This window comes from Plantactinospora mayteni (assembly GCF_016862935.1).
In the GTDB taxonomy this organism is placed as follows: Bacteria; Actinomycetota; Actinomycetes; order Mycobacteriales; family Micromonosporaceae; genus Plantactinospora; species Plantactinospora mayteni.
Window position 1 is genome coordinate 130253 of sequence record NZ_BONX01000010.1, and the last position, 12588, is coordinate 142840.

A 12588-nucleotide genomic window follows, 5' to 3' on the forward strand; every position below is an offset into this window, starting at 1 on the left:
CGGAACGGCAGCACCGCTAGGGACAGGAAGAAGTTGTGAGGGGACGCCGACACCTGGGGTTCGTGGCAGCCGCGGCCACCCTGCTCGCCGCCGCGCCGATGTCCACCATCTACGAGCGGTGGACCTGGCTGGTGCAGTGCGCGGTCATCGTCGCGCTGATCGCCGGTACGGCCACCCTGGCCCGCTGGTGGCGGGCACCGGTCTGGGCCCAGGGGCTCGGCATGGCGGCGGCACTGCTGTTCGGGCTGACCTGGATCTTCCCGAGCGGGCAGGAGATGCTCTCCCTGCTGCCCACGCCGGGCACGCTGACCCACTTCGGCTCGCTGCTGTCCAGCTCCGGCGAGGACATGCGCTCGTACGGCGTACCGGTGCAGGACCTCGACTCGCTGCTCTTCCTGACGGCGCTCGGCGTCGGCGGGGTGGCGATCGTGGTGGACCTGCTCACCGTCGGGTTGCGCCGTCCCGCCCTGGCCGGGCTGCCGATGCTGGCGATCTACTCGGTGCCGGTGGCGGTGCACGTCGACAGCGTCTCGGCGGTGCCGTTCGTGATCGGGGCGGTCGGCTTCCTCTGGCTGCTCGCCGCCGACAACGTGGACCGGGTCCGCCACTTCGGACGCCGGTTCACCGGTGACGGGCGGGACGTGGACGTGTGGGAGCCGTCGCCGCTGGCCGCCGCCGGTCGCCGGTTGGCGGTGATCGGTGTCGCGGTGGCCGTACTGCTGCCGCTGGCCGTACCGGGGATGACCTCGGGGCTGCTCAGCCAGTTCAACGGCGGTGGTGGCGGGGACGGCAGCGGCCGGGCCGGGCCGGGGGGCTCGCCGGGCCGGGTGAACCTCTTCGCCCAGCTCAGCGGTGAACTCAACCGCTCCGAACAGCGCGACATGGTACGGGTGAGCACCAACGACCCCGACCCGTTCTACCTGCGCTTCGCGGTCGCCGACGACTTCTCCCGAACCGGGTTCGGGCCACGCTCCCCGGAGGGGACGCCGGTGACCCAGGGCCTGCCGGACCCGCGTGAGGTGACCCGGGAGACCCCGGGCATCACCCGCGAGCAATACAACGCGGAGGTCGAGATCCTCGACTTCGCCATGCCGTTCCTGCCGGTCTACACCGCTCCGGTGAGCACTCGCCAGATCGACGCGAACTGGCGCTACGACCCGACCATGCAGGTCGTCTACTCGGAACGGGCGTCGTCGCGGAACCGGAAGTACTCCTTCGACTTCGTCCGCTCGGAATACACCCCGGCCGCGCTCGCGGCGGCACCGACGCTGGCGCCGGAACACGCGTTCCGGAAGCTCTACACCACGGTGGAGCCGGTACGGGAGGTCGAGGCACTCGTCGGCCGGCTCACCGAGGGCAAGCGGAACGACTACGAGCGGGTCCGGGCGCTCTACGAGCACTTCTCCCGGAAGAACGGGTTCAGCTATGCCCTGAACACCGAGGGCGGCACCAGTGGCCAGGACATCGTCAACTTCCTCACCAACAAGGTCGGCTTCTGTCAGCAGTACGCCGCCGCGATGACCTGGCTGGTCCGCGAGGCGGGCATCCCGGCCCGGGTCGCCTTCGGCTTCACCAGCGCCAACCGGTCGGGCAACACCTACACCCTGACCAACAACAACCTGCACGCCTGGACCGAGGTCTACTTCACCGGGATCGGCTGGGTCCCGTTCGACCCGACGCCGGCGGCCAGCATCACCGGCTCGTGGCGTTCGGAGTGGGCGCCGGACCCGGACGCGCCCGAGCAGAGCACGACCACTCCGGACACCCCGATCGGCCCGACCACCGACCCGTCGGCCGGCCCGGACGCGGCGAACGGGTCGGACCGGCCGCTCGACGAGGCGTTCGACGGCACCGCCGGGATCACCCCGGACAGTGGGCCCAACTGGCCGCTCTGGGTGCTGGCCGGGGCGTTACTCCTGGTGCTGCTGCTCACCGTGCCCGCACTCCGGCGGATGCTGCTCCGGCGGCGCCGCCAGACCCGGGCCGCCGCCGCGGCCAGCACGTGGGCGTCGGTGTCGGCGGAGCAGGACGCGGCGCCCGGGGTGGCCCGGGTGGTGCTCAGCGACACCGAGTTGGCCCGGGCCCGGGCCGACGCGCACGCCGCCTGGGACGAGCTGGTCGACACCCTGGTCGACTTCCGAGTCCGGGTGGATCCGACGGAGACGCCCCGGGCCACGGCCGACCGGCTGGTCCGGGAGGGGCTGACCGCCGGCAGCGCCGACGAGGCGATGCGGCTGCTCGGACACGCCGAGGAGCGCGCCAGGTACGCCCGGGAGCCACTGCGGGACGGCCCGCTCGGCGACGCCCTCCGCTCGGTACGCCGGGCGCTGAGCGCCGGAGCCGACCGGCGTACCCGGCTGGTGGCGGCCACCCTGCCGCCGTCGGTGCTGTTCCGCTGGCGATTGGCGATCATGGACCTGTCGGCCGGGTTCGTCGGGCTGACCGGCCGGCTCCGGGAACGCCTGCTGCGGTGGAGCCCCCGACGGGTGCTCGCCGGACGCGCGTCCCGCTGATCCGAGCCGCCCCGAGCCGTATCCGGTCGACCGACCGGCCCACCGAAGGGGGCTACTCCGCGAGTCTGCGGGGTGGGCCCCCTTCGGGCTACCGGACGCCGATCGACATGTGGCGTCCTTCGCCACCTTGACCGGGCGCGGCTCCTCGGGGACGGCTCCGGCCGTCCACCGGGGATGCCGGCAAGATCGTGAGGCGGATCACGGCGCCTGGATCCGGGCCAGGCCGATTCCCGCCGGAAAGCCGGCGCGCCACGCCGGAGCACCGGTAGCCGCAGGAGTCCGCCAACGCTCGCCAGCGGCCGCGCCGTACCGGAGCACCGGTAGCCGCGGAGTCCGCCAACGCTCGCCAGCGACTGCGCCGGAGACGCGAACGGCCGACGGAGGCGTACCACCGGCGGCAGGTGTGGAGGCATGGAGAATTGCCACTGGTCGCCGGAACGATCCCGGCGGTACCCCGTCAGCGGGGCGTACCCCCACGGACGGCAGGTCGGTCAGCGGTGGCCTTCCGGCCGCTGACGCCACCTCTCCTCAAGTCGGTCGATCAACGACAAGCGTCGCCCGCTGCGGACGCGGCGGCTGGTGGTGCCGCCGACCACGTGCAGGTCCGGTGACTGCGCCTTACGCTGCGACAACATCGCGAACGCCGCCGCACCGAGCATCACCACGAAGCCCGCCACTCCGAGCAGCGGAGTTTTGCTCACCGTGCCGTAGACGACCAATGCAAGGCCAGCGATGATCACGCTGACCGCGACGAGCAGGCGACGCCGCGCGTGGAAACGCGGATCGCTGGCGCGCACAGCCGAGGCGAACTTAGGGTCCTCGGCAAGCGACTGCTCGATCTGCTCGAACAGCCGCTGCTCGTGCTCCGAGAGCGGCACGGCACTCCTCCCCGGTCACGTTGGCCGGTCCGCTCGGACCGACAGACCGTGGCAGCCAACCGGCTGCTTACCCGCCAGTCTACGAGGGGGGTCGCGGGTCGGAAAGCGGGACGACCTATGGCCGGGCCTGATTTTCCGTCCGCCGCAGGTCGCCGTGCCCCAACAGACTCGCTGGGCGCACCATGGAACGCCCGAATCGGGCAGCCGCGGCGTCCGCCGCCGCCTCCGCCTCCCGCCAGCCGTGCTCGGGCGCGCCGAGCGCGAGCTGTCGGGGTGTCTGGTCGCCGTCGCTGAGCCCCTCGACCCGGACGCCGATCAGCCGGATCCGGTCACCGGGGTCGAGAGCGTCGAACAACGCCCAGGCGGTGTCGAACACCTCCCGGGTGACGTCGGTCGGACCACCGAGCGTCCGGGACCGGTTGACCGTCCGGAAGTCGGCGAAGCGGACCTTGATCGAGACCGTCCGACCCACCTGCCCGGCCCGGCGCAGCCGGACGCCGACCTTCTCGGAGAGCGCGAGCAGGGCCCGCCGGATCGTCTCCGGCTCGGCCAGGTCGGTGTCGAAGGTGACCTCGGCTCCGATCGACTTCTCCGCGTGCTCCGGACTGACCCGGCGCGGGTCCCGCCCCCAGGCCAGCTCGTGCAGGTGGGCCGCTGCCGCGTCGCCCAGGCTGCCCCGGAGCATCCCGACCGGCGCCTCGGCGATGTCCCGGACCGTCCGCAGCCCGAGCCGGCGCAGCGTCTCCGCCGCCCGCTCCCCCACTCCCCAGAGCGCCTCGACCGGCAGTGGATGCAGGAAGTCCAGCACCTGGCCGGCCGGCACCACGATCAGCCCGTCCGGCTTGGCCCGGGTGGAGCCGAGCTTGGCCACGAACTTGGTCGGCGCCACCCCGACCGAACAGGTCAGCCGCTCCTGCTCGGCGACCCGGGCCCGGATCAGCCGGGCGATCTCGGCCGGCCGGCCGAGCAGCTTGCGCGCCCCGGCGACATCGAGGAACGCCTCGTCCAGCGAGAGCGGCTCGACCAGTGGGGTCACGTCGCGGAAGATCTCCATCACCGCCCGGGAGGCGGCCGTGTACTGCGAGAAGTCGGGCGGCAGGAAGACCGCCGACGGGCAGAGCGCCCTGGCCCGCATCGTCGGCATCGCGCTGCGTACGCCGTATTCCCGGGCCTCGTAGCTGGCCGAGCTGACCACGCCGCGCGGGCCGACCCCGCCGACCACGACGGGCCGGCCCCGCAGGTCGGGCCGACGACGGACCTCGACCGCGACGAAGAACGCGTCCATGTCGACATGCAGGATCGGCGAGCCGGAGTCGTCGGCGTCCGCGCCGAAGCGCGGATCACTGCCCCGTGGCACGGACTGGCTGCGACCCATATCGGCAGGTTAACCCGGGGGTACGACGCAACCGCGCCGACAATTCCGGTTGGCGCCGAACGGGTACGGCTCTTTACCATTGGCGGTCCGGCGCAGCGGCACCGGACACGGGGAAGGAATTCGATGAAGACGGTGCCACTCGGTCAGACCGGCGAGCAGGTCAGCCAGTTCGCGCTCGGCTGCATGCTGATGGGCACGCTCGCCGACGACGAGTCCTCGTACGCGATCCTCGACCGCTACCTCGACGGCGGCGGCACCTTCCTGGACACCGCGAACTGCTACGCCTGGTGGCCCGGCCCGCCGTTCGTCGGAGGCGAGAGCGAGCGCCTGCTCGGCCGCTGGTTGGCCCGGGGCCGGCGGCGCGACCAGGTGTTCCTGGCCACCAAGGGCAGCGCCTGGATCCGTGACGTGGACGCGGTACGGAACAACCCGCACGACCCGCAGGCGGCGAGCCGGCAGTACGAGGGGGCCGGCGGCGACACCCTGCGCCGCGCGCTCGACGACAGCCTGCGCCGGCTCGGCACCGACCACGTCGACCTCTACTACGTGCACGTCGACGACCGGAACACCCCGCTGGAGGAGACCCTGGCGGCGCTGGCCGGGCTGGTCGAGGCCGGCAAGATCCGGTACGTCGGCTGGTCCAACGTCCGGACCTGGCGGCTGGAGCGGATCCGGCAGCTCGCCGACCGGTACGGCTGGCCGGCTCCGGTCGCCCTGCAACAGCAGCACTCCTACCTGCGCCCCCGGCCCGGTGCCGACACCCTCTCCATCGTGGACGACGAACAGCTCGACCATCTGCGGTCCAACGACGACCTGACCCTGGTGGCATACTCGCCGATCCTGAAGGGCAGCTACGACGACCTGGCGAAGCGCCGCGACCACCACGTGATGGAGTCGTACCGGGGGCCGGACGCCGACGCCCGGTTCGCCGCCGTCGCCGAGCTGGCCGCCGAACTCGGGGTGACCGGCAACCAGCTCGTACTGGCCTGGCTGCTGCACCAGCGGGATCCGCGCTTCGTGACGCTGTTCGGCCCGCGCACTCCCGAGCAGTACGCCGCCGCGCTGCCGGCGCTCGACCTCACCCTCAGCGACGAGCACCTGGCCCGGCTCACGGCCGCCGGAGCCTGACCCGGGCGACGCCCGAGCGGCGGTACGACGACCGGGCCGGCACCGCCGCCGACGTCCCAGCGGCCCTCGAAGCAGCCGAACTCACCGGTTCGCGAAGCGAGCCGGACCCACCAGCCCCCTTGAAGCAACCGAACTCACCGGTTCTTGAAGTAGCCGAAGAGGTGCCGCTCGCGGATCGTCGCGAGCGCCAGCACCGCACCGGCGTGCGCCGCCAGCGTCGCGGCGACCGGGCCCCGGATGTCGATCAGGTAGACGCTGCCCGGGTCGGCGGTATCGCCGAGCACCACCCCGAACACCAGGGCGGCGGCGGCGAGCAGCAGCGCGGCCGACGACCACGCGGCGGTCTCGATCAGGTGCGTGGCCAGCAGCGACCGGCGGGACTGGCCGAGGTGCAGCGCCCCGGCGATCTCCAGCCGCCGCATCCGTACGGCGAGGAAGCCCAGCACCAGCCCGGCCAGCGCGCAGCCGTGCGGTGCGTACCGGGTGGGGCGGCCGGCGAACTCCCCGAGCCCGTCGAACCGGGTGCCGAGCCTGGTGTTGAGCTGGCCGATGGTGACCGGGTCGGACGAGCCGGCGTCCACGGTGAACGCGGTGTGCAGCAGGCTGTCCCGGGCCTCGGAGAAGGGCCAGATGTCGGCCCAGCACTCGTCGAAGGTGCCGGCCGCCGGCTGCGGCAGCAGTGCCGCGTGGTGCAGCCGGCTGTCCCGGCCGTCGTCCGGGTAGTGGTAGACGCCGGCCACGGTCAGCGTCCCGCCACCCGTGGCCAGTTCCGCGCCGGGGCGTACCCCGAGGGTCTCGGCGAGCTGCGCCGGCAGCCACGCCCCGGCGGAAGCGGCCGGGACGCCACCCAGCACCTCGATCAGCCCGGGCGTCACCGCGTACGCCTGGATGGGGTTGCCGGCCATGGCCCGCAGTACCACCGGCTCGGTCTCCCGGAGCGCACCCGCGGACCGGACCCCCGGGATGCCGCCGAGCCGTTCACAGGCCGCCGCGTCGGTCGTCTTCCGGGCCACCATCACCCGTACCGAGGCTCCGGAGGAGACGAACTCGGCGGCCCGGCGTTCCATGGTGACCACGGACCGGGCGTCGGCGATCGCCAGGCCGGCGCCGACGGTGGCCAGGGCGATCGCCAGCAGCAGCGCCCGGGTGGTCCCCGAGGCGAGGTTCCGGTACGCCTCGGAGGCGATCGACCGCGCCCTCATCGGCCCGGCCGGGCGGGTACGCCGTCGCCGTCGGCCCGGACGTCGGGCCGGTCGTGCAGGGCGTCGGGCCGGTCGTGCAGGGCTGCCGTGGCCAGGTCGATCACCTGGGTGCAGGCGGCCCGGGTCTGCGGATCGTGGGTGGCGATCACCACGATGGTGCCGTCCTGCGCGACGGCGCCGAGGGTCTCGTTGACGGTCGCCGCCGTCACGATGTCGAGCTGGGCGGTCGGCTCGTCGACCAGCAGCAGGTCCGGCTCGGAACAGACCGCCCGGGCCAGCATCAGCCGCTGCGCCTCGCCGCCGGACAGCTCGCGGAACGGCTGGTTGGCCGCCCGGGCCAGGTTGAAGCTCGCCAGCACCGCCAGGGCGCGCCGCTGTGCACGGGCCCGGGTCTCGCCCCGGGCCAGCAGCGGGAGGCAGACGTGGTCGAGGGCGGTACGGCCGGGAACGCCGTACGGGTTCTGGAAGACCCAGCCGGTACGCGCGATCCCGGTCATCTCCACCCGGCCCTCGGTCGGGGTGACCCAGCCGGCCAGGATCGACAGCAGCGTCGACTTCCCCGAGCCGGACGGCCCGCAGAGCCCGACGATCCGCCCCGGCCGCAGCTCGAAGTCGAGCCCGCTGAACAGGTGGGCGGTGCCCGGGAAGCGGTGCCCGAGCCGGCTGCCGGTGACGAGCTTGCGATCGTGTTCCCGGTCCTGCGCCACCGGCCTCACCCGCACGAGTCGAGGGTGATCGACGAGCCGAGGTTGACCTGCGCCGGCAGGTCGCCGTCGGCCGGCAGGTCACCCGTCGGCCGGTCGCCGGCCGGGGCCACCAGGGTGGCGCCGAGCTTCGAGCCGACGATCGTCACGGCGTGGGCCCGGTCGCCGGACTGGACGCACCCGGTGTCGCCGTCGACGCCGAACAGCGCCCCCGGCGGCACCTTCAGGGTCGGCAGGGCGTCGGCCAGCGCGAGCACCGCGGTCAGTTCGGGCTCCTCGTCGGCGCGCTGGGCCAGCCGGTACTCCTGGGTGCCGGCAACCTTCGCCAGGAACTTCGGGTCCGTGGCGGTGCCGTCGGTGTCCAGCGGTCCGATGACGCCCATCAGCTCGATCACCCGCTTCCCGGCGACGGCGCCGGACGGCATCGACTCGACGACGACGGCGGTCAGCCGGGGCGCCACCTTGGCGTACGTCTGGCCGGACGAGACGTACCCGCCCTGGACCAGTTCGCACGAGTCCGGCGACACCGAAGCGGCGGGCAGCCACAGGATCTCGGTGGCGGTGATCCGGCCGTCCGGCCGGCTTACTCCGGCAGCCTTCTGGAGCTTCCGTACCGCCTCGGCCGTGCCCCGGTCGTACCGTCCGTCGGTGTTCACCCGGTGCCCGAGGCGGGCCAGTTCACGCTGGAGCGCCCGGACGTCGCCGCCCCGGTCACCCCGGTCCAGGTCCCGGTAGAGCGGCACCGAGGTGGCCAGCGCGATGAGCGGGGTGTTGTCGATCCGGGCGACGGCCCGACCCGACCGCAGCGGCGTACCCGGCCGGCAGGAGGTGCTGGTGACCCGGCCGGCGAACCCGACGACCAGCGGCGGCGCCGGTGACTTCGTCAGGGAGACCTTCACAGTGCGCTCGTCGACGAGTTCCTCCCGGCCGACCGGCGCCGAGGTCACCTCGGTCGCCGTACGCAGCGACTGCGGGGCGGACGCGGGACGGAGCAGGAATCCCGTCGCGCCACCGGTACCGAGCAGCGTCAGCCCGGCGAGCAGCGCCGTACCCAGGGTCCGACTCTTCACCGGCTCAGCCGCCGCTCGGGGTCCGGTCGACGACCAGGGCGATCCCGCCGGCGGTCAGGCACTTCTGCGCCTCGGGATGCATCGGATCGAAGTCGGTCATGTCCTCGACGTCGCTCTTCAGGAAGGTGCTGAGCTTCTCCACGGTGTAGTCGGGCGGCACCAGGCCGACCTTGACCAGGCAGCGCACCACCACGAGCTTCGGGTCGGCCAGCAGGTCCGGGTTGTCGACCTGGGTCCGGTAGAGGGCTTCCAGGCTGACCAGCCCGGCGTCCTGGGCGCACTTCACCATCACCTTGCCGTGCGCCTCGACGTCCTCGATCGCCGATGCCGGGGTGACCCGGTAGATCCCGTTCGGCAGCTTGGTGTACGTCTCGTCGAGCCCGGCGTCCTGGGCGCACCGCCGGTACCGGTTGAACGCCTCCTCGTAGTCCGCCGGATCGATCTTGCCCGTCTTGATGGCCCGGTCCAGGGCCTCCCGCTCGAAGTCCGACCTGGCCTGGGCGCGGGCGTCCTTGAACTGCTCCACCAGGGGCTTCATCTGCTCGCCCGTGCCACGCTGTGGCAGGGCGTCGGTCGTCGACTCGGTCGCACACCCCGGGAGGGCGATCAGCGCCGCGACGGCCAGCAGCGCCGGCCAGATTCTGGCTGATCTCATCTCCTGCTCCAATCTGACGTCCGACGTACCGGCAGGCCATGGCCGCACCGCTCGCGCGGCCATGGCCTGCGGTCCTACGGTCTGTTCCCCGACGGCCTAGCTGAAGAAGTTGTCCGCGTTGTGGCTGAACGACACCCCGACGTCCGCCCGGGCCCACGACGAGACGCTGTACCAGCCGGAGTAGATGGCCGAGCCGCCGTGCTGGGCGTACGAGTTGCTCCAGTAGGAGCAGTCCGCGGTCTCCGCCTCCGCGTAGGAGGAGTTGAAGCCGTGGCTGGTGTAGTCGTAGGCGCAGGCGGCCTGCGCCGGACTGGCCATCGCCAGGCTGGCGGCGACCAGCAGGCCCGCCGCGCCCAGCCCACCGGCCAGCTTGGTACGGAGCCCCGTCCGGAGACCCCTGTTGGAACTCGACATCCCGTGCTCCTCTCGTGTGGCGCCGGGCCGGTCTCCCGGACTCGCGCCGCCTCTACAGTGGGAGGTGAGGTGGCCCAACTTCGGCTTGGGCCACCTCGCCTCCGCGAGGAGCATCGACGACCGCCGTAACTGCGCACGTAAGCGGCGCGTAACTCGCGGCTGCCGGCCGGGTCAGTTGCCGGTGCCACCGTCGCCACCGCCACCGGGCAGGGCCGGTACGCCCGACGAGACGACCGGGTCCTGGGTCGGCTCGCCCGGCAGGGCCGCCCGGCCCACCCGGTATCGGACGGTCCCGGTGGTGTCGGTGGAGATCCGGATCACCAGCGTGCAGTTCGCCGGGGTCACCGCGCAGTCGACCGGGGTCGGGCCGGAGCTGACCAGTTCGCTGGAGGCGCGTACCTGGCCGCTGCCGTTGCCGCCCGCCTGGATCCGTACCCCGACCAGCCTCGGGGAGACCGGGACCAGTTCGATCTCGACGTCCTTGCCGACCGCCCGGAACGCCTCGACGTAACGGGACCGGTCGGCAAGCGGGTCCTTGATCCGGGCGACGAACCAGTCGCCCTCCTGCCTGATCTCGATCGCCGAGTTGGCGTAGGAGGTCGCGTTTCCCATCCGGTCGGGCAGCAGGCTCGGGCCGGCCACCACCGCGACGGTCATCACGACCAGGGCGGCGGCGGCCAGCACCAGCCGGCGGGCCGGCCGCGCGGGCCAGCGGTGCGCGGGTATCGGTGCCGGCCGGGCCGGGCGGTCCGGTTCCGCCACGATCGAGGCCAGCAGCGCCCGTGCGGCGGCGCCGGACTCCAGGCCGGCCAGCTCCTCGTCGCGTACCCGGGCGAGCCCGGCCACCTGACGCTCCGGCCGCGTCGAATCGTTCACCGGGTCCCCCTCCCCGACATCGCCAACCAGCCCGTCTGCACACCCGCCGTGGCGAGTTCCCGGGCGAGCCTCCGGCGCGCCCGGTGCAGCCGGATCCGTACCGCGTTGCGTGAACATCCCAGTACCTTCGCGATCTCGCCGTGTTCCAGGCCCTCCCAGGCGACCAGCGAGAGGATCTCCCGGTCGTCGTCCGGCAGGCCGCGGAGCACCTCGCCGACCGTGCCGAGTTCGGCGCTCTCCTCGGCGCTCGGCTGGTAGAGGTGGGCGACCTCGGCGGCGAGCGCCGCCGACAGGTCGTGCCGGCGCGCGACCTGCCGCCGGTGGTTGGCCAACACGTTGCGGGCCACGCCGTACAGCCAGAGCCGGGCCTGGTCCCCGGGTGGCACCGCGTCCATCCGGCGCCAGGCGATGGCGAAGGTCTCCGCCACCACGTCGGCCGCGTCCTCCGGGCCGTCACACCGGCGCAGGGCGAAGCCGAGGATGCGGCTGAACGTGGCCGCGTAGATCGCCTCGAAACGAGCCGTCCGCTCGTCGTCCACGGGTGCGTGCCCCCTCTCCCTGTCCGGGGTGACACTTCCTACATGTCGCGGGTGGGCCGAGCATTTCCGCCGCGGCGCGACTGAACCTTTCTTGAGAAAGCTGGCGCGACTGAACCTTCTTGAGAAAGCTTCAGTGGTCCGGATGGTCGCCGTGGCCCCGCCGGATCATGGCGACCAGTTCCGCGCCGTCGACGCCGAGCAGCAGCGCCCGGTGCAGCTCGGCCAGCAGGGGCGCGTCCAGCCCGGTCATGCCCACCAGGTGGTGCTGGGCCGCCCGGTACGTCTCGTCGGACGCCTCGACGCGCCGGCCGATCAGCGCCTGTGCGGCCATCAGTTGCAACCAGGGCCACTCCCGGTACTGGTGCAGGGTGGTCAGCGCCCGGAGGATCGGCAACGCCTCCTCCGGCTGCCCCAGCACGAGATATCCCTCCGCCACCATCTCCTCGGCCTGGAACCGGAGTTCATCCAGGCCGACGGCCTCCACCTGGAGATCGGGTACGTCCCGTACGTCGACCATCGCCTCCGGGCCGTGCCACAGGTCGAGCCCACGGGTGAGTAGCCGTACCGCCCCGGCCGCGTCCCCGGCGGCGTGCCGCAGCCGGCCCTCCTGCACCAGCGACCGGAACCGCTCCGCGTCGACCTCCACCCCGCCCGCCGAGAGCCGGTACCCGCCGTGGCTACGCTCCACCACGTCCCCGTCGAACGCCTCGAAGAGCCGGCGAAGTGCCCGGACCTGGTTGCGTACCATCTGGATCGCGCTCTCCGGCGGATCGCCGTCCCAGACCCGCTTCACGATCTGGTCGGCGGAGAGCGAGACCTCCCGGTTCACCGCCAGAACGGCCAGCACCTTGCGAAGCTGGGCCGGCAGGCCGCCGTGCCACCCGCCGGGCGTCTCGACGTCGACCGGACCGAGTAGATGGACCGTTCCCGCACACCCTGTTAACCCGTGCATTTCTAGCCCCCGCTCCTGCACAGTCTTTGTAAACAATGGGTTGGTGTGTGCCCCCATTCGTCATCATCCGACATTGGCGCACGCACCTCTGCCAGATCATGGACCCGTGCGACCGGCTGGCCAGCCGTCGCTCCACAGAGGATGGATCCGTCGAATGTAGATGTAAAGAACGGTCGACTGGGCAAGGCGGCCCGGAAAGGTGAATCGACCCGCCCGAAATGGTATCAGCCGACCATTACCGGATATGCCAATAACATTCCTCGGATAACGTCACCCGGCCGC

12 protein-coding genes are annotated in these 12588 nt (G+C 72.5%); 2 read left to right on the forward strand and 10 right to left on the reverse strand.

The window, feature by feature from the left end; genetic code table 11:
* Positions 1–35 precede the first annotated feature (35 nt).
* Positions 36–2513: a transglutaminase TgpA family protein gene (locus Pma05_RS10040; RefSeq protein ID WP_203857056.1), complete on the forward strand. Its 2478-nt coding sequence runs from the start codon at positions 36–38 to the stop codon at positions 2511–2513.
* A gap of 491 nt (positions 2514–3004) precedes the next feature.
* Here the strand turns inward: Pma05_RS10040 and Pma05_RS10045 are convergent, their stop codons facing one another.
* The gene (locus tag Pma05_RS10045) at positions 3005–3391 is read right to left on the reverse strand and encodes an SCO2097 family morphological protein (protein WP_101367165.1); all 387 of its coding nucleotides are present in this window, start codon (positions 3389–3391) and stop codon (positions 3005–3007) included.
* A 115-nt stretch (positions 3392–3506) separates the two neighbouring features.
* Positions 3507–4766, reverse strand: coding sequence for a DNA polymerase IV (locus tag Pma05_RS10050; protein WP_203857057.1), 1260 nt, complete (start codon positions 4764–4766; stop codon positions 3507–3509).
* 123 nt (positions 4767–4889) lie between these two features.
* Between Pma05_RS10050 and Pma05_RS10055 the strand changes: the two genes are divergently transcribed.
* Positions 4890–5894 (forward strand): aldo/keto reductase, encoded by a 1005-nt coding sequence (locus Pma05_RS10055; protein ID WP_203857058.1) that lies wholly within the window; start codon positions 4890–4892, stop codon positions 5892–5894.
* Positions 5895–6028: 134 nt separating this feature from the next.
* On the opposite strand, the gene Pma05_RS10060 is transcribed toward Pma05_RS10055, so the two are convergent.
* From Pma05_RS10060 to Pma05_RS10095, 8 genes are all read right to left on the reverse strand, one after another.
* Positions 6029–7096, reverse strand: a complete 1068-nt coding sequence (locus Pma05_RS10060; RefSeq protein WP_203857059.1) for a hypothetical protein — start codon at positions 7094–7096, stop codon at positions 6029–6031.
* The gene (locus tag Pma05_RS10065; protein WP_203857060.1) at positions 7093–7818 is read right to left on the reverse strand and encodes an ATP-binding cassette domain-containing protein; all 726 of its coding nucleotides are present in this window, start codon (positions 7816–7818) and stop codon (positions 7093–7095) included. Before Pma05_RS10065 ends, Pma05_RS10060 begins: the two co-directional genes overlap by 4 nt.
* A complete protein-coding gene (locus Pma05_RS10070; protein ID WP_203857061.1) occupies positions 7809–8870 on the reverse strand; it encodes a peptidoglycan-binding domain-containing protein in 1062 nt (353 codons plus the stop codon). Before Pma05_RS10070 ends, Pma05_RS10065 begins: the two co-directional genes overlap by 10 nt.
* A 4-nt stretch (positions 8871–8874) precedes the next feature.
* Positions 8875–9525 (reverse strand): hypothetical protein, encoded by a 651-nt coding sequence (locus tag Pma05_RS10075; RefSeq protein ID WP_203857062.1) that lies wholly within the window; start codon positions 9523–9525, stop codon positions 8875–8877.
* A 96-nt stretch (positions 9526–9621) separates the two neighbouring features.
* Positions 9622–9939, reverse strand: a complete 318-nt coding sequence (locus Pma05_RS10080) for a hypothetical protein (RefSeq protein WP_203857063.1) — start codon at positions 9937–9939, stop codon at positions 9622–9624.
* Positions 9940–10110: 171 nt separating this feature from the next.
* Entirely contained in the window at positions 10111–10815 is a 705-nt protein-coding gene (locus tag Pma05_RS10085; RefSeq protein ID WP_203857064.1) for a hypothetical protein, read from the reverse strand.
* Entirely contained in the window at positions 10812–11354 is a 543-nt protein-coding gene (locus tag Pma05_RS10090; protein ID WP_203857065.1) for an RNA polymerase sigma factor, read from the reverse strand. The genes Pma05_RS10085 and Pma05_RS10090 overlap by 4 nt, the downstream gene beginning before the upstream one ends.
* A 130-nt stretch (positions 11355–11484) precedes the next feature.
* A complete protein-coding gene (locus tag Pma05_RS10095) occupies positions 11485–12363 on the reverse strand; it encodes an AfsR/SARP family transcriptional regulator (RefSeq protein WP_307836846.1) in 879 nt (292 codons plus the stop codon).
* Positions 12364–12588: the final 225 nt, after the last annotated feature.